Raw genomic sequence first — 21,618 nt, 5'->3', positions numbered from 1 at the left:
TCGGCGTCAGGTGTGGGTTGCAATGGCGATCCCCTGTTGTGAATGCTGTGGCCGGCTTGACACAGCAGAGTGGGGACACGTTCAGTCAGACAGATAGCCTGTCGCCGGAAGAAAGGTCCTGCATAGCTGACTGAGCTAATTAACTCAGTCAGGCAATTTTTTTGTCAGTACGCTGCCGATAGCAGCAAACAGGAGATGTATAGCGTCATATGCCTGTTGCTACATTATCGGCATAACAGACCAGAACTTCAGGCGGAATCGGTTTTCAACCGTAAGTAACTATTTCTTAACGCGGGCAGCTGAGATCGCCCTCTTCGCAGTTAAGCAGCGACTGCAACTCTTTGGTTCGCTGCTCCGTTTTGTTCTGCAGACATTGCGATATCAGCATCGGATGAATTGAGCCGCCGCGCGTGGAGGAGGTCATAAAATCGCAGTCGGCATCGCGCCAGGCGATCCAGCGCCGCTGCGCAGTCTGAAGCAGCGTTTTTTGATCGCCGCTCATCCGCTTCAGTATCTGGCGATAGCTGCTGTTCAGCGCTTTATCAGCGACATTGTACGCATTTGCCGCACACTCATTCATTTCCATCTGTGTTTCAGCCTTGTCGCACTCTGCTGCCATTATGCCAGCGGCAGGCAGCATCAACAGCGCACCAAGTATGAACTTTTTCATCACGTTCTCTCCGTTTTATAGTGTCCTGATAGTGGCTCTGCAAGTGTAGTCAGCCATAGCGCTGAAAGTCTTATTGTGAAAAGTGGTTATCCATAAAATTAACCATCGCGCCGTCATGTGCATCGATGTGACGAATATAGCGCATGACCGTTTCCGGCTTTTTCCACGTTCCTTCCTGCATGATCTGCGCCGTACTGTATTTTTTCGCCGCCATATCGATAGCGGCCCCGACGCGGGTACTGTGACCACTCCAGCCGCGATAGCGATTTTTATTGGGGGCGGCGTCGTTGCCCGGCCCCGCCTGCTGCCAGGCGCGAACAAATATATCCTCCAGCGCGCGCGTTGACAGCGGCTTTGCACTCGCGACTGCGGCGCGGTTAGTACGATGAACCGGGCCGAAAAGATAAGCATCTGGCTCATTAATTAAGCCGGAGAGTTGCAGCCACGTCGTAAGCCGTTCTGAAGAGAGCTCCCCCAGTGCTTTAATCAGGCCGCCGGTCATCACAATAGTTTTGGTCCAGCCCACATCAAGGATAATGCGTCCGTCAGCCGCGCGCGTAATATCTCTGACGCGTAACCGGCCCACTTCACTGATACGCAGCAGCGTGGCGTAAGCAACGTGCAAAAAAGCGAGATCGCGCACCTGCTGAAGACGCTCTGAACCTGACCAGAGTCTGTCCAGCGTCAGCAAATCTGTTATGCGAAACGGTACCGCCTGACCCGCGCGCTCCCCCTGAATCACCGCAGTACGGTTGATCTTTTTAATGGCACGAAACACCTGCGGGGCGCTATTAGGCGGCATCAGACCCGCGTTACGGTGTAACATTGAGATCAGCGCCGCGTGCGTTGCTATAGTGGAAGAGGCTCTGCCGCTGCTCTGCAGCCAGAGCAGATAATCCCGGAGGCAGGCAGGAGACATGGGTAAAAATGAGCGGCCATGCTCACTGGCCCAGCGGCTGCAGCTGCGCATCACGCTCAGCAGCTGACGCCACGTGTTGTCAGAAAAAGCATCTTTATCGCTGACAAACTCTTTCAGCCGCTGCGTTATGTCGTCATCGGCCGCAGTAATGAAGCCTGCAGCCGGGATGATTTCACTCATAATCACTCTTTCTGCTCAGATTAACGGCAACGCTACGCGATTTTTGCAGGGGATTACCTCCCGATAACCTGCAGAATCGACGTAGCGACGCCTGAATTTTGACCGATCGGGACGAATTCACAGAACCCAATCGAATGTATCTTTTGACGCTTATCTTAACGTGAACGGCACAAAGAAGATAACCTCATATAATGGGTATTATATGAATTTATAAAAACATCTCTGTTGCGCCGATATGCAGATTTAATTTGTCCGGGATCATGCATCAGGAAACCCAATCAAAAAACGTGACGGTTATACGCTATATTTATCCTGTCGATGTTAACGCTAAGCTGTAATGTTCCCTGGCGATTTTCTGGGGAATTTCTCATGATCAAAGAGACAGTTACTGTTTTTACTAAGGTTATTTTAGGTATTCGAAGAGCCCTCTCTTCGCACCAGTTGAACTGACAATGTCCGCTTCTGGCACAAAGCGGATTGTGATCAGCGTTCTTACAGCTACTTTTCTGACGTCCATCGTGACTTGCCCTAAGCATGTTGTAGTGCAATAATTGTAATGACATTTGTAATTACAAGAGATGTAAGACATGGGTAGCATAAACCTGCGTATTGACGATGAACTTAAAGCGCGTTCTTACGCCGCGCTTGAAAAAATGGGTATTACTCCCTCTGAAGCGCTTCGCCTCATGCTTGAATATATCGCTGAAAATGAACGTTTGCCGTTCAAACAGACACTCCTTAGTGATGAAGACGCTGAACTCGTGGAGATAGTGAAAGAGCGTCTTCGCAATCCTAAGCCAGTACGCGTGACGCTGGATGAGCTCTGATGGCGTATTTACTGGATTTTGACGAGCGGGCACTAAAGGAATGGCGAAAGCTGGGCTCGACGGTACGTGAACAGTTGAAAAAGAAGTTGGCTGAAGTACTTGAGTCACCCCAGATTGAAGCGAACAAGCTCCGTGGTATGCCTGACTGTTACAAGATTAAGCTCCGGTCTTCAGGCTATCGCCTTGTATACCAGGTTATAGACGAGAAAGTTGTTGTCTTCGTGATTTCTGTTGGGAAAAGAGAACGCTCGGAAGTATATAGCGAGGCGGTCAAACGCATTCTCTGAATCAAAGCATGAAATCTCTGTTTCGCACCGAAGGCGACACTTCTGTTTTGCGTTGACAATTATCCTGTCGACGTGCTTCAGGGCGTAGTGAAAAAACAATCACCGATGCGATAAGAAGGAGTCTGTTATGGCTGAACCGGCATTTAATGGCGGTGAGTTACTTGAGTCTTTTGCCAATTCCCTGATGCATTCAGGCTATTTAACCCCTGAACTGAAGGCAAAGTTAATGCAGGAACGGGTGATCTATTTGCCTGTGCCCGACAACGATCGCATGCTGTTTGAAGTCAGGATAGATAGCCGCGACAGGCTTCACGTCTGTACCGTGCCTGTGAAAGTGAAACCGGAAGCGGCGGATAAATGCAGAATCAGGGCTTTTCTGAACCGCTCCAGAGCGGATACAACTCGTCCGGCAGGCTATAAATTTCCAAAATAATGCCATACGATATGAGCATATAAAATCTCTGACAAAGATTTTTATGCTCATGCTTTACATTATAATTAATTTATAAATAATATTTTTTCATCTGCAGGCATAGCTATCACCAGCCCTGATATTTAGAATAAATATATTTAATAAGTGAAACCGCGCATATATTATGTGATATGTTATTAAATAAAGCGTAAAGATATAAAATTGTTGTGAACTCATTACATGACAAATAATAACAAGTAACATTCAGATGAAGTTAAATTTATGTCTTTGATTTTAGGTGTTTTATGGAATAAAGTTATTTAAACATCGACGATCTGTCTTTTTCCTTAGCCGCCACCAAATACTCCTGCAATCATTTAACGCCGCTAATTTAGAGCCTTTTCTGCGGAAATAGCACCTGTCATTGCGTGCCTGACGCTGCCCCATAAGCAACAGCTTATGATATGCACGACAGCAATGCTGTTAGCCATTTAATAAAAAACAATGACTGCTATCATGCCATAATTTCAGGCCGGTTATCTTTATTTACTCCTGAATCAAATCAGGGCAATTAAGGGCGCGCAGCTTGTAAGAAAAAAAATAAAATATCCTGCATGGTGTATCTTGCATTAATTAAGCTAAGCCTCAGCGCTAATTTATCTCCTGTTTACCTGAGCACTTTATTTTCCTTCATCTATACTCACTGCGTTAGATAAACCAGCTGCTGGCTCCCGATCCGGCAGCGGCGCTATCTTTTTTTGCAGGCTATTGTGCTCAGCGTTGCGCACGGCCTGTGGGTTTACATGACGTCTTTCAACAGGGGGATCTCCTGCTATGTTGCATTCTCAATCTTCACGGCTGGGCAGCATATTGCTGCTCATCGCAGCCGTTATTGGCTTTGGCGTAGCGCTCTGGGCCTGGCTCACGCCGCTGACCGGCGTAACCGGCACCATCGGTGCACTCGGTGTGGCTATTGCCAGCGTGGTACTGGCGCTGCTGACTCTGCTGTTGCGCGGCAGCACCGGCGGCGCGCGCGTTTTCTGGATCGTTGTGACGCTGGCGGTGCTGTTTGGTATCGGCTTCTCCGCTGCGCTGCTGCACCAGTACATCATTACTGCAGCCATGGTGGTCGGCCTGATTGGGCTTATCGCGCTGAGTAAACAAACAGGGCGCCATGCCCAACGCGTCAGAGTCTGAGGAGTCACCTGTGCAAAACACTAATTATTCGCCGCTGATGAAAGTCAGTATGACGGCACTTGCGCTGCTGGTGAGTTCATTTTCACTGCACGCAGAAGATAAAGCCACCGAAGCGTCGATGGGCGCGCGTCAAAAACTGGATGTGGATGCTGCCGATCAGCAGGAAGCGGGAACCACAAAAACCACCGATGATGCATCCACCGGCAAGCTTGATGGACAGAAAGTGGAATCCGCTGCTAACCCGGCTACACCACTGGTGCCGGCAGGCGCAACCTGGGACAGCTTTCACGGTCAGCTGAACGCACAGAAATATAGCCCGCTGAAGCAGATCACGACGGAAAACGTCAGCAAACTGAAGAAGATCTGGGAGTTTCATACCGGTGATGTCTCAGACGGAAAAGGGGATACGCCTGCCACGGTCTGGTCCGCTACGCCAATTTTTGCCAATGAGACTATTTACGTCGGCACGCCGTTCGATCGGTTAATTGCGCTCGATCCGGGTACCGGTAAAGAGAAGTGGCATTACGATACCAAATCACCGCGTAAAGCACTGACGCAACCGGTCCTGAAAAACCGCGGCGTGTCATACTGGCAGGCTAAAAATCCGGTAGCAGGCGAAGCGTGTCAGAAGATTGTTTATATGGGCACCGTTGACGCTAAGCTCTGGGCGCTGGATGCCGACTCCGGCAAACCGTGCGAAAACTTTGCCAATAAAGGCGTGTTAGACATTGATCAGTGGAATACCGTTAACGCGAAGTATCCGCTCTCTATTCTGCAGCCGCCTACGGTTGTGGGCGATCATTTAATGATTGGCTGGGCAGGTAAAGACTGGGCATATGCAGAAGCCCCTCCAGGCACGGTCTTTACCGTAAACGCCCAGACCGGCAAGCTGGAATGGACCTTTGAAGCGATTCCGGAAAACGTTCGCGCCCGCACCGGTACCGCCAACGTCTGGACTCACATGTCAGCAGATGAGGCCAACGGTCTGGTCTATCTGCCTGTTTCATCCCCATCGCCTAACTACTGGGGCGGCAACCGCACGGAGTCTATTCCGCTGAGTACCTCAACGACCGCGCTGGATATCAAAACCGGTAAAGTTGTCTGGTCGCGCCAGTGGGTGCATCACGATGTGTGGGATTACGATATCAACTCTGCGCCGACGCTGATGGACATTACCGTAAATGGTAAGCAGATCCCGGCGCTGGTTCAGGCCACCAAGCAGGGCTTCCTGTTTGTGGTAAATCGCCTGACCGGTGAAGATGTCTGGCCAATTGAAGAGCGCCCGGTGCCGCAGGGCGATGGTTCAGTACAGGGTGAAAAACTGGCCCCTACGCAGCCTTTCCCGACCAAACCCGCTCCGCTGCTGGATCAGTCGAAAAAGCCGGCTATCTGGAAGCTGGCTGACATCGTAGGAGCAGGTCAGTGTTCCCGCCTGTGGGACAAGCTGAGCTACGATGGCATGTATTCGCCGCCTACAACCAAAGGCGAAGGTGTGCTGACCTATCCTGACAGCGCTGGCGGCGTACAGTGGGGTGGCGTGGCGTTCGATCCGCAGAAGCAGATCGCTATCGTCAACACCTCGCACATTGTGCAGTATATCAAGCTCTACAGCCGTGAAGATTATGAGAAAGCGGATAACGGCTCGGGCAATGAAAGCGGTTTTGCACCTCAGGAAGGTGCCCCGTATGGTCTGCGTCTGATGGTCGCAAACAACTGGCTGGGCATGCCGTGCTGGCAGCCGCCGTTTGGCGAAATCGTGGCGATCGATATGCATACCGGTGACGTGAAGTGGCGTCGTCCGGTCGGTGCTTCGCAGCAGTACGGCTTCTTTATGCCGGAAAGCTGGGGCTCACCGACGATTGGTGGTCCGGCAGTCACCGCAGGCGGCGTGATCTTTATCGGTGCCTCAATGGATGCCAAAGTCCGCGCCTACTCCGTGGACACAGGTGAAGAGCTGTGGGCCGATCAGGTAGAAGCACCTGCCGTTGCTAACCCGTCTGTCTATGAGTATAAAGGGCGTCAGTATGTCGCCTTTGTGGCGGGTGGTAATACGATTCTGAAAGATCAGGTCGGCGATCAGGTTGTGGTTTACGCCCTTCCGGAAGAGTGATCCTGCATATGCAGCGGTAAACAGAGCGGGGCCTGAGTGCCCCGCTTTTTTATTACGCTAATTCTGGCCTGCCTGACGCATCGGCATACGGTCAATCAGTGAGAGCAGGGCCTCCGCGCTTACCGGCCGGGTCTCGCGCAGTTTCATGCCACCATCTTTACCCACCAGCACAATTTCAAATCCGGCAGGATTAAGCTGCGCACGCAGCGCGCCGCCGTCCGCCGGGCGGACATCGCTCAGCACCACGATATCACGCTCCCTGAGCGCATCCTGCTGCTGTTGCAACAGCGCCATTTGCCGTATGAAATCCGTATCGCGGTCAGAAGGGGCGAAGATCACAAGCAGCCGCTTATGCCAGCGATAATTCTCCAGCGAATTCTGCGCTGGCTGCAGCGTCTGAAACAGCGGTTCTGGCTGGCGGGCAGCCTGCGCCGCACCGTTCAGCGCCAGGGTAAACAGCACAACGTTGAGGGTGAAGCGTAATCGCGATGCAGAAGGCATAAGCCGGCCCCTTTTTGGCAATAACAGGCTAAGTCTGGACTGAGCATTAACCACTTGCCAGAATCTGACGGTTCTTTACCTGGCTCAGCGCTGTCAGACCGGCCCGCACGCCCGATCGCGGCCGCTGCGTTTCGCCTGGTAAAGCGCCTGGTCCGCTTCGCGTCTGAGCTGTTCCGCTTCTGACGCTTCCCCGGCAGAGACCAGTGAATAGTAGCCTGCGCTCACGGTTACCACGCCTGCGGCGACCAGGCTGCTCTCATGGGCAATCCCCAGCTCTCTTACGGCCTTAACCGCCTGTCCGGCGACAATTTGCGCTTCTGAAAAGTCGGTGTTCGGCAGAATGATGGCGAACTCTTCGCCACCGTAGCGCGCCACAACGTCGCCATGATAATGCACGCAGCTCTTCAGGGCCTGCGCCACATCCTGCAGGCATTCATCGCCGGCAACGTGACCGTAAGTATCGTTATAATGCTTGAAACAGTCGACATCGATCATGATCAGCGCCACCGGATCGCCGCTTTTATATGACTTCAGCAGCACCTGGTCGAGCAGGGCGTCAAACTGTCGCCGGTTGGCCAGCCCGGTCAGACCATCCACCAGTGCCAGCGACTGCAGCGTATGGTTAATGCTGGTAAGTTCATCCCGCACAAAGGTCAGCTCAATCTGATTTCTGACGTTAGTTCCTACCTGGCGAAGCACCAGAAGCCCCATGCCGGCAATGGCAAACAGAAGCGTCAGGTTGAGCAGCAGATTAATCAGGTTACCGGTAAGCCACGCTTTGCGGATTGCGGCAAGGTCATACCCGGCGGTAACAATCAGCGGATAGCGCTCCAGACGCGCATAGCCGTAAACGCGCACGATGCCATCAAGAGAGGAGCGCCAGGTCGCGTTGCCGCTGGACGCAGATTTGAGTTCAGTTTTAAACAGCGGGCTGGCGGAGAGCATTCTGCCAATATAGGCGTCCGGGAAAGGGCGAATATAGAGGGCCGATGCGTCAGCAAGAATGAGGCCCAGCGTATCTTTATCGCCCAGCGCATAGTAGCTGTAATACTGGCGGAAATAGTCCACGCGCACCGTGGCGAGCGCCACACCGGCAAAGTTCCCCTGACTGTCGTTCAGGCGTACTGAAACCGGGATAACCAGATCGCCGGTAGAGCGGCTGCGGATAACGCGGCTGATAAGCAGATTGGTGTCATTGTGATTGCGGTGCCATAAAAAGTAGGCGCGATCGGCATTGCTGGCATTGGTCGGCACAAAGTTACCGGATGAGGCGATCCAGTGTCCGTCAGTATCATAGACAAACAGGCCATGCAGCTGCGGCAGTTTACTCTGCTGCTCTTTGAGCTGGTGCAAAAACGCCGGCGTCGCCGCGTACTCATTGCCGCGCTGACGCAACTGCCTGACCGCATCAGCTAAGGTGATCTCAACCTGCAGAAACGAATCTTCAGCATGTTTGGCCAGCGATACAGAGAGATTGCGCGCATCATCTTTCTTCTCACTTATGATCTGCTGCCAGGAGTTCCACAGCGACCAGGCGTTGATTGCCACCACAAACAGGCTAATCAATACCAGAAACAGCATCATGCTTTTTCCCAGCGAAGTTTTTAGCAGTGAAGAGCCTGAAGCGTTAAGTGAGTTTTTTCGCATAGAGTCGGGTTCTGAGCAGGCGGCAGAAATCAGGCAGGCATCATACATCAGCCACAATCTGTTCAGAAGTGGTTATCAATCTGGCGGGTAACTTGCTGTTCGCTTTTTCCTGTTTTCAGGCTGATTCAGGCCGGCTGATAAACGCCGGACTGTTCAGCAAATGGCCTGATTCCCGTGCGTTAAGACTTCTTGCCTCCCTTACCCAGATTCTGTTCAACCAGCCACTCAATCACCTGACTGCGATTAAGATTATGGCGGTTAGCGTAAAGCTGAATTTTACGTAATACCGACAGGCGCAGGGAGAGAGAAACCGACTTTTTGGCCTCTTTGTCGAGTATCACTGACGCAGAGAGATTCTGTCCTGCACCCGCGCTGTCATGTAACGCGAGACTTTCACGCATCATTTTAACGATTTTAGGCGTCAGCGATCCGGCGCCGGTCATCTGATAGTTACCGGCGGATTTATTAAACCTGATCTCTGCCTGATAGCTGGTGCGGATTTCACGTAAATCGCGCACAAACGTCGGTTCAGAGCACGCCATTTGCTGCAGTAAAAGCGCCTTTTCTACGGGTTTACCCGTGCTCAGCAAGGCGACCAGCTGATACTGTCTGTACTGTTTTGCGCTCAGAGGCATAGCACACCGTTAAAAGAGTAAAGATAGCGATCACTGACGCTGGGCGTAAACCGCGCCGGTATACGCGCTGACAATACCGCAGTGTGCAGACCGCTCCAGCATAGCAGCAGCCCAGTTGCGATGCGTGGCAGGTTCGCACATTGCGCCCTGCGATTTAAATACTGCCTGTTCTGAATTCATGATGCGCAGCGCATCTTCGTAGTCGCTCTGCTCCGCCATCAGACCGCGCTGAATGATCTCCAGCTGCGCCGGATGGATAGCCGTTTTCCCGACCAGCCCGTGCGCCACATCCAGCGCCAGCTCACGCTCCAGCAGCGCCACATCTTCGATGCGTTCACACACCGGGGCCGTTAGCGCAAACCCGCGCGACGCAAAGGTCGCCACCAGCATTTTCACCACGTAACCCAGCGGCCCCTCATAGAGCGTAAGGTGGCGCGAGCGCCGCAGTCCCAGAACCGACATCAGGTCGTTGCCGCCAATGCGCAGAGCCAGGATACGCTCGCGGCACGGGTGCTGTTCCAGCAGGCTTGCCAGCTGTTGCATCGCGGTACTGTCAAAAACATCGCGCGTTTCCAGCGTCGGCATCAGCAGCAGCGACGTTGGCGCCAGCAGACGCCACCAGGAGAGTACGTTAGCCTGATTAAACTTCGGTAAAACAAACCCGTCGATACCAGACAATTCGCTATCGTGCAGCAATGCGGCAGCCATGGCTTCATCGCGCGGCCGGATAAACACCAGCGGCGGGGTATGCGTGGGGGTTTGCTGCTGAAGCTGGCGCAGTAAAGTCTGCAGGTTATCCCGCGCCAGAGTCACATCCCGCTCGCTGACGGCGTCCTCCAGGCAGATCACCAGCGAACGCAGCTGGGGGATCTTTCCATGCAGGATCACGTCAGCCAGATCGCCGCGGGTGGCAGGCATATAGAGCGTGGCACCCAGCATCCAGGGGGAGAGTGGCAGGCTCATATCACGACACCTTCCTGATAATGGTTACGGCACGATACTGCCCCAACGTATCGCCCATCTCTTTTACCTGAATATCTTTTTGCGCGGCCAGATGCATCAGCAGGGCGACATCCGGATCGGTTTTACTGCGGACCAGGACGTGATCGGGCACGCGGCGCAGCACCGCGCGCGTGGCTTCGGCAATGCCGGGTTTGATACGGTTGCGGTTAAGAATATGATACTGCGCCGCCAGCTGGTTAATCACTGCCTGAGCAATCGCCTGCTGGTTGCGAAGGTGGGTGGCGTAAGGCACCGCTGCAGCAATCTGTGCCGTATCCAGCTGCTGCCGGAACCGGTCTACAGTGTCCACCATGCGCAAACTGCAGTCATACGCCAGCAGATGATCGCACAGCACGCAGCCGTGCAGGCCAGAGGCGCTCCACAGGGAACGTGACACCATGCCGGAAACCGGCGCGCCCATAATGCCAAACGGGATCAGCCAGTCGTCATCGGAGGCGGCAAGCCAGGCGCAGCCCGCCGGATCGGCCAGCACCGCCAGTCGCGGCAACGGCGGGTAGCCGGGCCGGTCGCGCAGGCTCTCAATCAGCTGGCCGGTGATGGCACCCTTACCGGTCCAGCCATCCACAAATACGATGCCCTCTGTGCCGTGCTTCGCCTCAATCAGGCTCAGCGCAGTTTCATCAATGCCGCGATCGCGGATAATGCTGATACCGTAGTGATACGATACCACGCCCATATCGCGCAGCGCGCGCTGCAGCATCACGCCAGGTGGCACGCCGGCCCGTACCAGGCTAACCAGAATCACAGGTTGCCCGGCGGCCTGAGCTATCAGCCCTTTAGCCAGCGTCACAACGTCACGTGCAAGCCGGGCGCTGCCCATCTCCAGCGCGCAGTTAAATATCTCCAGATGCGCCGCAGACGGCGCCGGCTCCTGGCTCAGCATCTCGGAATAGTGCTTCTGGCCGGACTGGATCAGGCGCTCTTTCTCATCGACCGGCGTCATCTCAAGCTGAACCGGATTCAGCAAAAACTGCACGTCCGAGGGCAGATAGGTGCCATGCAGCTGCTGTAATTCAAGGTTTTTCATGGGCGTCGGCCTTGTCAAAAATATGGCGGCGGATGGCGTCAGTAAACTGGCTGCGGGCGGGCATGCCAAACCAGTCACAGTGCTGCATAAAGCTGAAATCGCTGAGGCTATCGCCCAGCCCCATTACCGGGAATGGGCCACGCGTGTCGCGCAGCTGCTGCAACAGCCACGCCACCGCATGCCCCTTCTGAATGCAGTCAGGGATCCAGGCGATATTGTTGCCATTGGCATGGATATAAAAGCCCCGCGTATCGAGCTGCTGCTGCATCTGCGCATTGAACGCATAGAGTTCGGCAATCTGCGTGCTGTCGCGATGTTTCATCACAAAATAGATCGGGACACCATCATACTCGTAGTTCATGCGGCACCAGGCATTAAGGCCAGCGCGATCCAGCGCATCGCTCAGCTGCTGGCGATAGCTAACCAGCTGTGCCCGCATGGCTGACAGCTCGCTGGTAATACGATCCTGCCAGGCGCGGTTAAGGCTGCCGTCAGGTGACGCAATAACCGCGCCGTGCGTCATGACTTTCCAGGATGTAAAAGGCAGCGCCACGCGCGCCGTCTCTTCCGTACCGCGCGCGGTCACCGGGATCAGCTCTGCGCTCTGCAGCAGCCAGGAGACCAGCATCGACTGCTCCTGTGACATAAAGCTGCGCGGCTGCAGCTCGCGATCGTAGGCGCCCACTTCAACCGGGGTCTGCAGGGTTTCGGTCAGCATTTTTCTTTTCGTCTGGAACAGCGTGTCATCCAGATCGCACAGCACAACCGGCTTATTCATAAGCGATCACCTCAATGCGGGGGGCCGTCTGCTGTAATCCTGCCAGCAGGGTGGGACAGACAGCCTCCGCGGGCGTTTCAACACAGATAATCACCCGATCAAACTGCTGATGCGCCACGTTATAGACAAAATTTGGCATGCCAAGACCGTAGTTATCGCTGAAAGCGAGTATGGAGCTAATCGCCAGACCTTCTGAGATCGGCGAGCGCGTCAGTGAACCAAAGCGCACGCAGGCACCCTGCTGCTCCAGACGCTCTGCCAGCAGAAAAGGTGGCCAGATAAATTCTCCCGATCCCAGTACCAGAATACGTTCGCCCGGCTCAGAGTGCATATCGTCTGCAAAGCGGCAGTGAGCGTCCGCCATCCCCAGCCGTCCCCAGTCCTGACGGGCGGAGAGGGCCACTGCGCCCTGCGCCGTCATGTTTACCGCAGGCATTACCGGTACCGGTGCCCCTGCGCGTGGGGTCCAGTGCCACCGGCCCGCAACCAGTGAAACCGGCTCCACCGGCAGCGGACAGTGATGACGCACGGCATCACCGCTCCAGTCGGTGAGCGTGACGGTGACCACACGCGTCACCGCCTGCAGACCCGCTTCGCGCAGCGCCTGCAGCAGATTCAGAAACGTATTGCCCGTGGTCGCTTCATCATCAATCAGTACCAGCGTACGCGCCTGCAGCGCACGGCGGCGCAGCGTAGCGTCAGCCGGAAGATAGATAAGGTGATCGGTGGCGTGACTGTGATCCTCTTTAAATTCACACAGCAAATCACCTTCTACCGGATGACGGGTGCTGGTGAGGAACACCGGCTCAGCGATCTGCTCTCTGGCCGCGCGGAATACGCCAGCGGCGAGACCCACGGCGGTTTCGGCCATACCGATAAACAGCACCGGCCCCGGAAGGTCATGTGGCAGTTTTGCTGCCAGCGTCTCATAACTGGCGCGCATGATGGCCGGACTGACCGGGATATGACGTCCCAGTATTTTGCTGACAAAAAGGAATGCCCGTTTGGGATTGCGGCGTGCGGCAATATCAAACAGCGTCTCCAGTGGCGTCTCGCTCGTCGTTTCTACACGCAGCGTGCCGCCAGGCAGCTCGCGCTGATAGATCTGTAAGGCAGCGGTCATCAGCGGCACTCCTCATCCGGGCTGGCAGACCATGTGACAGGGTCACACTGTGGCAGAGGCTGAACGGCATTGGTCGGGATGACCTGCACCGGATTAAACGCGGCACGCTGCGCAATGGCGTCCGCTGCGGAAATCAGTTCCAGCTGACGCAGTGCAAACAGGCCGGGCAGGTTAATCCCGCTGAACGCGGTATAACCGATACCGCCAGAAGGACGCAGGTTAGCCTCCAGCAGCACCGGATGCCCTTCAGCATCGTTGCGGGCCTGGACATTAATCAGGCCATCCACATGCAGCGTCTCTGCACAGGCAACTGCCAGGCGCCAGGCGGGCGTCTCCTGTTCAAAAACCTGTACTGAGCCCTCTTTGCGCCGGGCGACGGCTGCAATGACCCGGCCATTCTCCACCAGCATATCTACCGAGCGTTCCGGACCTGCAAGCCAGGGCATGACAATCTGCAGCGGCAGCGACTCACCGGCCTGCTGTGCACGACGCAGGCTCTCAATAAGCACGTCAGGATGGATCTGGCGGCTGTCCGGGTTGTTAAAAAAGCTCAGGGTATGCGCATCGCGTCGCAGCACCCAGAACCCCATGCCATAGATGCCGTGCACCGGTTTGATACAGGGTCGATGGCCCTGCGCCTCAACCTGCGCTATCGCAGCCGCTACCTCATCCGGCGTGCGCACTTCAATTGAAGGTACGGCAGGCAGACCGTGCGCGCTCATCTCCGCGCTAAAACGGGTTTTGTTATCAGCGAGCGTAAAGGTGGCGCGCTCGCGAGCGCCTGTTACCAGCCTGACACCCAGCGCTTCAATAGCCGTTCGCTGCTGCTCCAGCAACGCTCCGCGTTTGCCGGCGTGGATGGCACGTACCCGGTGCTGCTGACAGACATGCCGGATAAAAGCGAATAGGGCACCGTCATCCTCAGGTTCCAGATAAGCAACATCTGCTTCCGCCAGAATTTCCGGGCGGGAGGAGCGGTGAGAGGCAATCAGCACGAAATCATGCCGGCCCGCACGTCGCGCCTGCGCCACCAGCGCAAGAATATCTTTTTGGGAAGAAACCCCTTCCATAAACCAGATAGCATCCGGCTGACTCATCGTGTTGTATTCCTTATTTTTGCAGCGCAGGGCCTGCTGGCGCCGTCAGGTGAACGCCAGAACATTCAGGCAATCATATTATGATTGAATAAACTAATAAAGCACCTCGCTTCATTTACAGATTAATGACAGTTACCGCCTTACCAATAAAAATAGATAATTCTTTATAAAACATTACATTCACAACTGAAAGTAATCATATGATGATTGTTTTCTTGCGCAGGATAAAACTCATGTTATGATTGCTGAGCTGTTAAATTGATCGGCGTTTTTACTGCAGCAGCTAACCACTCATTAAGGAGAAGTGATGGTATCTTTAAGTAAGAATCAGACAATTTCGCTGGCGAAATCCAGCAGTGCGATTTCTCAAATTCAGTTCGGACTCGGCTGGGATCCTGCCAAAAAGAAAGGACTCTTTGGCAAACTTCTCGGCGGGGGCGATAGCATTGATCTTGATGCCAGCTGCGTGCTGCTTGACGCGCACGGTGGCGTGGTGGACACCGTCTGGTTCCGCCAGCTTCGTTCAAATGATGGTTCAATAGTCCACAGCGGCGATAACCGTACTGGCGAAGGCGACGGCGATGATGAGGTGATCAAAGCCGATCTGTCGCGTCTGCCAGCCAGCATTGAAAGCCTGGTGCTGACGGTAAACAGCTTTACCGGGCAAACCTTCAACGATGTAGCGAATGCCTTCTGTCGCGTTGTTGATCAGCAGGGCAAAGAGCTGGCGAAATTTACCCTGACCGAGCAGGGCTCGCATACGGCGGTCGTAATAGCTTCACTGCGCCGCAGCGGCGGCGAGTGGAACTTTACTGCGCACGGCAACGCTTCGCGTGCCCGCACCATTCAGGACATGATCCCCGATATTCAGGCGGTACTCTACTGATGAACCTGACGCCAGGGGGCAATGCCCCCGTACCTAATCAATCGCTGGTGGTGCGTGTCTCCTCTGGCGTACCGGTCGATATCTCAGCGTTTCGTCTCTATGACAACGGCAAAGTGCGCGGCGATTCGGACATGGTGTTTTATGGCCAGCGCGAAAATGATGACAGTACAGTGCGTCTTTCCGCGTCCGGCAACGAAACCATGTTTACCGTTAATCTGGCAACGCTGAAAAGCGATGTGCAGAAAATAGCCTTTACCGCCACCTGTGATGCCGGCAAAACCGTTGCGTCACTGGCGCGTCTCGCCATTCAGGTCGAAGCCGGCGGAAGCGTGCTGGTGCAGTGTGATGTTGATACCACCGGACGCAGTGAGGCTGCGCTGATCCTGGGCGAGCTTTATCGTCGTAACGGCGAATGGAAGTTCCGCTTTGTCTCTCAGGGCTTTAACGGCGGCCTGCAGCCGCTGGCTGAACACTTTGGTATAGAAGTGGATGAGAGCAGCGCTGCGCCCGCACCGGCTCCGGCACCAGCACCACAGCCCGTCGTAAATCTGAGCAAAGTCAGTCTGACAAAAGAGAAGCCCTCCATCAGCCTGACGAAAAAGGATGACTATGGTCAGATCCGCGTCAACCTGAACTGGAACCAGCGCGCTGCCGGCAACAGCGGCGGCGGTTTCCTGAAGGGCATCTTTAACAATAACAAAGGTGTTGACCTTGATCTGGCTGCGTTTGTGGAGCTGAAAGATGGCTATCGCACTATCGTACAGGCGCTGGGCAACAAATTTGGCAGCTTCCGCAGCGAACCCTTCGTTGAGCTGAAGGGCGATGACCGTACCGGCGCCGTCAGCGACGGTGAGTGGATCCATATCAACGGCAGCGAATGGAAGCAGATCAAAGAAGTCCTGATCTTTACCTTTATCTATGAAGGTGTGCCGAGCTGGGAAAACACTGACGGCATGGTGACCATTCAGGTTCCGGGACAGCCGCCGGTGGAAACCGCGCTTACTGAAGGCAACAACCGGCAAAACATGTGTGCGATTGCCCGTCTGATTAACGACAACGGCGCAATCCGCGTAGAGCGTATCAACCGCTATTTCAGCGGCCATCAGGAACTCGATCAGGCGTTTGGCTGGGGCTTTAACTGGCGCGCCGGTTCCAAGTAATCAGGAGTAATTATGAGCTTTTTTAACTCTCTTAAAGACAAATTTAACGCCGGCCGCGACGAGCTGACAAAACAGGTAAGCCGCTACAAAAACCGCGCCTTTCTCGAAGGCACCGTGGCCGTCTGTGCCCGTATTGCTGTTGCCAGCGACGGCGTCAGCAGCGAAGAGAAGCAGAAAATGATGGGGTTCCTGCGGGCGTCGCCGGAGCTGAGTATTTTCGACACCAATGAGGTGATCCAGTTTTTTGAAAAGCTGGTGACCTCATTCTCTTTCGATATGGAAGTGGGCAAGGGTGAAACAATGAAATATATCCTCGCCTTAAAAAATAAACCGGAACAGGCGCAGCTTGCGGTCCGGGTGGGTATTGCCGTGGCCAAAAGCGACGGTGACTTTGACGCCACTGAGCAGGCTAACGCCCGCGAAATTATTCAGGCGCTGGGCTTTCAGCCCGCTGAATTTGGCCTGTAACCGTTACTGACTTTTCTGGAGCTAATAGATGGAATCGACCCATATCGGGTTTCCGATTGAAACGGTAGCGGTGTTTTTACTGCTCTCTGTCGGAGCTATTTTTATCGACCTGTTCATGCACCGGCATGACAAACCTATTTCGCTGAAAAGCGCGGCGGGCTGGTCAGTATTCTGGATCCTGATGGCGCTGGCCTTTGCAGGCTTCCTGTATGTCCATCACGGCGCGGAAGTGGCCAGCCTGTTTGTGACCGGCTATGCGCTGGAAAAAGTCCTGTCGGTAGACAACCTGTTTGTCATGATGGCGATCTTCTCCTGGTTTGCCATTCCTAATAACTACCGTCACCGCGTGCTCTACTGGGGCATTATCGGTGCCATCGTGTTCCGCGGCGTTTTTGTTGCCATCGGTACAGGCCTGCTGGCGCTCGGTCCGTGGGTGGAAGTGGTATTTGCCGTTATCGTAGGCTGGACGGCTGTGATGATGCTGAAAAGCGGCGATGACGATGATGAGATCGAAGATTACTCACAGCACTTTGCTTACCGCATGGTCAAACGTTTCTATCCAATCTGGCCAAAACTCAAAGGCAGCGCCTTTGTGCTGAGCCAGAAAGAGGTCGATGCTGAACTCGCTAAGCCGGAGAACGCGGATGTGCAGGTAGGTCGCGTGAGCAAAGCGGCCCGCTACGCTACGCCGATGCTGCTCTGTTTAGCTGTGGTTGAACTTTCAGATGTGATGTTTGCGTTCGACTCGGTGCCGGCCGTGATCGCGGTCAGCCGCGAGCCGCTGATTGTGTACAGCGCCATGATGTTCGCTATCCTTGGTCTGCGTACACTCTATTTCGTGCTGGAAGGACTGAAGCAGTATCTGGTGCATCTGGAAAAAGCGGTGATCGTGCTGCTGTTCTTTATCGCCTTCAAGCTGGGCCTGAACGCGACCGAGCACTTCTTCCATCACGGTTACGCTATCGGCGCAACCACCAGCCTCTATGTCGTACTGGGCGTGCTGGCACTGGGGATTATCGCGAGCCTGCTGTTCCCGGGTAAAAAAGAAGAGCAGGCAGAGTAAGTCAGGGCGCGGCCCGGCCGCGCTATTGAATACCGCATACAGCGTATGCACGACGTGAGGAAAATAACATGGCAGTGACTCTCTCTAAAGGCGGCAACGTCTCCCTGGCAAAAGTCGACCCTTCACTGAAAAATGTGAAAATTGGTCTGGGCTGGGATACCCGCTCCACTGACGGTCAGGATTTTGACCTTGACGCCTCCGCTTTTCTGCTCACCGATGCAGGCAAGGTGCGTGGCGATCACGACTTCATTTTTTACAACAATCTGAAATCGGCTGATGGTTCCGTGACCCATACCGGTGACAACCGTACCGGTGAAGGTGACGGGGATGACGAATCGCTGATCGTTGAACTGGACCGCGTACCGCAGGACGTGACCAAAATTGTTTTTGTGGTCACCATTCATGATGCCGCAACCCGCCGCCAGTCATTCGGGCAGGTGGCAAACGCCTTTATCCGTCTGGTCAACAACGACAGCAACGTGGAAGCCGCGCGTTACGATCTGTCTGAAGATGCCAGCACGGAAACCGCAATGCTGTTTGGCGAGCTCTATCGCCACGCGGGCGAGTGGAAATTCCGCGCCGTTGGTCAGGGCTATGCAGGCGGCCTGGCCTCAGTCTGCGCGCAGTATGGTATCAACGCGTCCTGATCCGCAGTCACATACCCATTATCTGCCCGGTCTGGCCGGGCATCAGCCACAAGCAAAGAGGATTTCACCATGGCAGTTAATCTGACAAAAGGCGGTAACGTAAACCTGTCCAAAGAAGCCCCAACCATGACCAAAGCGATTGCTGGTCTGGGCTGGGACTCACGCGTCACCGATGGTCAGGCGTTTGACCTGGATGCATCGGTCTTTCTGGTCGGCGCAGATGGCAAAGTGTTATCCGATCAGCACTTCGTGTTCTTCAACAACGCCACCAGCCCGGACGGCTCTGTCGCGCATCAGGGCGACAACCGCACCGGTGAAGGCGAGGGTGACGATGAGCAGGTAAAAATTTCGCTGGCTACCGTGCCCGCCGACGTGCAGAAAGCCGTTTTTGCGGTAACCATCTACGATGCGGAAGCGCGTAAGCAGAACTTCGGTATGGTCTCTAATGCCTACATCCGTATTGTTAACGAAGACAACAACAGCGAAATCGCCCGTTACGATCTGTCAGAAGATGCCAGCACCGAAACGGCCATGGTCTTCGGCGAGCTCTATCGTCACAACGGTGAGTGGAAATTTAAAGCGGTGGGCCAGGGCTTTGCCGGCGGCCTGAAAGCGCTGGCAGCTCAGCACGGCGTATCCGTGTAACGGACTGCTGCAAAAGAGCCTCTTCCCCGTGAAGGGGCTTTTTTTTGTCTGTTAACCACCCACAGGGAGTGAAATATGGAACTGACCACCGGACAGAATATTGCTCTTAATAGCACGTGTCCTGAACTCTGCCTGACCTGGAAAACCAGGCCTGGATTCAGCAGCGACATTGATGCTTCAGCGTTTTTGCTCGGCGCAAATGAAAAAGTCCTCGGTGATTCGTCGATGATTTTTTTCAACCAGCCGCATAACGAAAACCGCAGTATTGTCATGCACAGCCATGCCGGAGAGGCGCGTTTTCAGATTCAGCTTCACGCGCTACCCGCTGCCGTCATGCGTATTGCTGTTACGCTGGTTATCGATGGCAGCGATACAGTAGGGGGTTTACAGCAGCTTACTCTGCAGTGTGGTGAACATCGCTACGATATCGCACCCGGCGATCGACGCGAGAAAGCCCTGATTGTCTGCCATCTCTATCGTCATAACGAACAGTGGAAACTGCGAGCGGTCGGGCAGGGATTTGATGGAGGCCTTCATCCGCTGGCGCTGCATTTTGGCGTGGATGTAGCAGAACCTGTGATCGCATCAGTACCCGCGGTTAGCCTGGAGAAGAAGCTTGAAAAACTGCCGCAACTGGTCAGCCTGGCAAAACCAATCCGCGTCAGTCTGGAGAAACACCGGCTCTCAGAAGTTAAAGCGCAGGTCGCCTTTGTGCTGGATGCGTCAGGCTCCATGACGGCACAGTTTAAGCGCGGTAATGTGCAGAAGGTGCTGGAGCGGGTAGCGGCGCTGGCCGTGCAGTTTGATGATGACGGCAGCATGCCGGTCTGGGCGTTTGGCGAAAAATTTCGTCAGTACGAGGATGTGTCACTGGATAACCTTGAGGGTTACATCGATCGTATTCGCAACGACGGCAGGCGGACGATGTGGGAAATCCTGCCGGGTCTGGGCGGCACGAACAATGAGCCACCGGTACTGGAAGCGATTAACAATACCTATCGCGACGCCACACTACCGGTGTATGTGGTCTTTATTACCGATGGCGGCATCAATAAAACACGCCTTATCAAAGAGAAACTCAGAGAGTCCGCCACACTGCCAGTTTTTTATAAATTCTTAGGCCTGGGCGGCAATAATTATGGCGTGCTGGAGCGTCTGGATACCTTTACCGATCGCCTGATCGACAATACACATTTTTTTCCGGTTGATGATGTCAGAAATATCAGCGATGAGCAGCTTTACGACTGGCTGCTGGTGGAGTTTCGTGACTGGCTGGATGCAGCAAAGCAAAAACGTATTCTGCGATAAGGTACGGCAGAGCGTTTTTCCTGCCGCTGCGGTTTACAGTCAGAACGCTGCAAGTTTTATGCAAATCAATGTCAATACGGTATCAATTGCGGATAACTAAGCGCACAATAGGGGTTCGTCGGCAGCGTTCTGAGCTGCTGACCCACACCCGATATCGGGGGACCTGTAATGAGTTTATATTCTGTCGAGGCCATCTGCGACCTCACCGGCCTTTTACCCGCCACCTTACGCAACTGGAAGCGCGCAGGCCTGATTACCCAGCCACAGCATAATGGTGAATACACCAGCGGACAGCTAACGCGTATCTATAGCGTGCTGGACCTGACGGCTACCGGCAGCACGCTGCCTGAAATTTACGCCTTTCTGCAGGGCAGGTCACCGCTGCCGCAAAATCGCTGGCAATGCCGGCAGGAAGAGATGACGGACCAGCTGCGCGACAGCTCGGATTTAGCGCTGCAGGCGCGCATGCGACAGATGGGCAGCGACTACAGCGGTGATGATTTTGTTAACGCTTATCTGAAGCCGCTGAACCTGCTGCTGCGCAGTGATAACAGCGCAGATTCGGTTATAAAGCAATCACGCTTTCATGATGCCGTGGTTTTTCACGCACGCTGTATCATGCGTGCATCGGAGCGTCGTAAAACTGTCCCTGTTTTTCTGGAAGCTATCAGCGTGACAGACGCAACCGAAATCTGGCTGGAAGCTATTCGCCTGACCGGGCAGGGCTGCCGGGTCGAGATTTCCGAGAACGTGACCGGGTTGCCGGCCACCTCAATTTATCGGCACGATCACCATATGATGTGGTGTGGAGCAGGGATCTCGCAGCTGATGCAGTGGAACTATCGTGAAAAACTGCGCAACGATAAACCGGTGATGCTAAGCGGCCCCGATCGCACATTGCTGACTGCAGCCTGATAAAGTTTTACAGCCCGGCTGGCTGCCGGATTGTACCTGTCGGCTAGCCTTCAGCCACCCTCTGAACACTCTGCCCATCAACTTCTGCACCCA

General features: G+C 54.5%; 23 protein-coding genes. 13 read left to right on the top strand and 10 right to left on the bottom strand.

The annotated features are described in order from the left end of the window. Positions 1–286 precede the first annotated feature (286 nt). Both FS690_RS15120 and FS690_RS15115 read right to left on the bottom strand, forming a co-directional pair. Entirely contained in the window at positions 287–670 is a 384-nt protein-coding gene (locus FS690_RS15120) for a lysozyme inhibitor LprI family protein (RefSeq protein ID WP_145339858.1), read from the bottom strand. Between the two features lie 70 nt (positions 671–740). Further along, positions 741–1,769 carry a tyrosine-type recombinase/integrase gene (locus FS690_RS15115; RefSeq protein ID WP_094111569.1) on the bottom strand — a complete coding sequence of 343 codons (1,029 nt, stop codon included), beginning with the start codon at positions 1,767–1,769 and terminating at the stop codon, positions 741–743. A gap of 587 nt (positions 1,770–2,356) precedes the next feature. On the opposite strand from FS690_RS15115, the gene relB reads away from it, so the two are divergent. From relB to FS690_RS15090, 5 genes are all read left to right on the top strand, one after another. Further along, complete coding sequence (gene relB, locus FS690_RS15110; protein ID WP_065648009.1) at positions 2,357–2,596, top strand: type II toxin-antitoxin system antitoxin RelB; 240 nt, start codon at positions 2,357–2,359, stop codon at positions 2,594–2,596. Next, a complete protein-coding gene (gene relE / locus FS690_RS15105) occupies positions 2,596–2,883 on the top strand; it encodes a type II toxin-antitoxin system mRNA interferase RelE (protein ID WP_145339857.1) in 288 nt (95 codons plus the stop codon). Before relB ends, relE begins: the two co-directional genes overlap by 1 nt. 127 nt (positions 2,884–3,010) lie before the next feature. Next, positions 3,011–3,316, top strand: coding sequence for a hypothetical protein (locus FS690_RS15100; protein WP_065648010.1), 306 nt, complete (start codon positions 3,011–3,013; stop codon positions 3,314–3,316). Positions 3,317–4,129: 813 nt separating this feature from the next. Beyond that, the gene (locus tag FS690_RS15095) at positions 4,130–4,492 is read left to right on the top strand and encodes a hypothetical protein (protein ID WP_065648011.1); all 363 of its coding nucleotides are present in this window, start codon (positions 4,130–4,132) and stop codon (positions 4,490–4,492) included. Positions 4,493–4,541: 49 nt separating this feature from the next. Continuing rightward, positions 4,542–6,602 carry a pyrroloquinoline quinone-dependent dehydrogenase gene (locus FS690_RS15090; protein WP_370512313.1) on the top strand — a complete coding sequence of 687 codons (2,061 nt, stop codon included), beginning with the start codon at positions 4,542–4,544 and terminating at the stop codon, positions 6,600–6,602. Positions 6,603–6,659: 57 nt separating this feature from the next. On the opposite strand, the gene FS690_RS15085 is transcribed toward FS690_RS15090, so the two are convergent. The 8 genes from FS690_RS15085 to FS690_RS15050 form a co-directional block, all read right to left on the bottom strand. Continuing rightward, positions 6,660–7,103: a DUF4174 domain-containing protein gene (locus FS690_RS15085; protein ID WP_104085941.1), complete on the bottom strand. Its 444-nt coding sequence runs from the start codon at positions 7,101–7,103 to the stop codon at positions 6,660–6,662. Positions 7,104–7,196: 93 nt separating this feature from the next. Continuing rightward, positions 7,197–8,750 (bottom strand): sensor domain-containing diguanylate cyclase, encoded by a 1,554-nt coding sequence (locus tag FS690_RS15080; protein WP_255471504.1) that lies wholly within the window; start codon positions 8,748–8,750, stop codon positions 7,197–7,199. A 179-nt stretch (positions 8,751–8,929) separates the two neighbouring features. After that, the gene (locus FS690_RS15075) at positions 8,930–9,385 is read right to left on the bottom strand and encodes a hypothetical protein (protein WP_065648014.1); all 456 of its coding nucleotides are present in this window, start codon (positions 9,383–9,385) and stop codon (positions 8,930–8,932) included. Between the two features lie 30 nt (positions 9,386–9,415). After that, positions 9,416–10,348 carry an HpcH/HpaI aldolase/citrate lyase family protein gene (locus FS690_RS15070; protein ID WP_065648015.1) on the bottom strand — a complete coding sequence of 311 codons (933 nt, stop codon included), beginning with the start codon at positions 10,346–10,348 and terminating at the stop codon, positions 9,416–9,418. Position 10,349: 1 nt separating this feature from the next. Beyond that, positions 10,350–11,435: a cysteine protease StiP family protein gene (locus FS690_RS15065; RefSeq protein WP_145339855.1), complete on the bottom strand. Its 1,086-nt coding sequence runs from the start codon at positions 11,433–11,435 to the stop codon at positions 10,350–10,352. Beyond that, a complete protein-coding gene (locus tag FS690_RS15060; RefSeq protein WP_094111571.1) occupies positions 11,422–12,213 on the bottom strand; it encodes a hypothetical protein in 792 nt (263 codons plus the stop codon). Before FS690_RS15060 ends, FS690_RS15065 begins: the two co-directional genes overlap by 14 nt. Further along, the gene (locus tag FS690_RS15055) at positions 12,206–13,339 is read right to left on the bottom strand and encodes a phosphoribosyltransferase domain-containing protein (RefSeq protein ID WP_370512312.1); all 1,134 of its coding nucleotides are present in this window, start codon (positions 13,337–13,339) and stop codon (positions 12,206–12,208) included. Before FS690_RS15055 ends, FS690_RS15060 begins: the two co-directional genes overlap by 8 nt. Then, positions 13,336–14,433, bottom strand: a complete 1,098-nt coding sequence (locus tag FS690_RS15050; protein ID WP_145339853.1) for an ATP-grasp domain-containing protein — start codon at positions 14,431–14,433, stop codon at positions 13,336–13,338. Before FS690_RS15050 ends, FS690_RS15055 begins: the two co-directional genes overlap by 4 nt. A 307-nt stretch (positions 14,434–14,740) precedes the next feature. On the opposite strand from FS690_RS15050, the gene FS690_RS15045 reads away from it, so the two are divergent. The 8 genes from FS690_RS15045 to FS690_RS15010 all read left to right on the top strand — a co-directional run bounded on the left by FS690_RS15045 (position 14,741) and on the right by FS690_RS15010 (position 21,525). Beyond that, positions 14,741–15,319, top strand: coding sequence for a TerD family protein (locus FS690_RS15045; RefSeq protein ID WP_094111573.1), 579 nt, complete (start codon positions 14,741–14,743; stop codon positions 15,317–15,319). Next, entirely contained in the window at positions 15,319–16,479 is a 1,161-nt protein-coding gene (locus FS690_RS15040; RefSeq protein ID WP_065648020.1) for a TerD family protein, read from the top strand. The genes FS690_RS15045 and FS690_RS15040 overlap by 1 nt, the downstream gene beginning before the upstream one ends. A 12-nt stretch (positions 16,480–16,491) precedes the next feature. Next, a complete protein-coding gene (locus FS690_RS15035) occupies positions 16,492–16,947 on the top strand; it encodes a tellurite resistance TerB family protein (RefSeq protein ID WP_065648021.1) in 456 nt (151 codons plus the stop codon). Between the two features lie 28 nt (positions 16,948–16,975). Continuing rightward, complete coding sequence (locus FS690_RS15030; protein ID WP_065648022.1) at positions 16,976–18,010, top strand: TerC/Alx family metal homeostasis membrane protein; 1,035 nt, start codon at positions 16,976–16,978, stop codon at positions 18,008–18,010. Positions 18,011–18,078: 68 nt separating this feature from the next. Next, entirely contained in the window at positions 18,079–18,657 is a 579-nt protein-coding gene (locus tag FS690_RS15025; RefSeq protein ID WP_040113371.1) for a TerD family protein, read from the top strand. 69 nt (positions 18,658–18,726) lie between these two features. Continuing rightward, a complete protein-coding gene (locus FS690_RS15020) occupies positions 18,727–19,302 on the top strand; it encodes a TerD family protein (protein ID WP_040113372.1) in 576 nt (191 codons plus the stop codon). Positions 19,303–19,377: 75 nt separating this feature from the next. Further along, positions 19,378–20,610 (top strand): VWA domain-containing protein, encoded by a 1,233-nt coding sequence (locus FS690_RS15015; protein WP_145339852.1) that lies wholly within the window; start codon positions 19,378–19,380, stop codon positions 20,608–20,610. 168 nt (positions 20,611–20,778) lie between these two features. Then, positions 20,779–21,525 (top strand): MerR family transcriptional regulator, encoded by a 747-nt coding sequence (locus tag FS690_RS15010; protein ID WP_065648024.1) that lies wholly within the window; start codon positions 20,779–20,781, stop codon positions 21,523–21,525. Positions 21,526–21,618: the final 93 nt, after the last annotated feature.

The sequence above is a fragment of the Pantoea sp. PSNIH1 genome (genome assembly GCF_007680655.1).
In the GTDB taxonomy this organism is placed as follows: Bacteria; Pseudomonadota; Gammaproteobacteria; order Enterobacterales; family Enterobacteriaceae; genus Pantoea; species Pantoea eucrina.
This window is presented reverse-complemented; position numbering and strand designations above follow the sequence as displayed.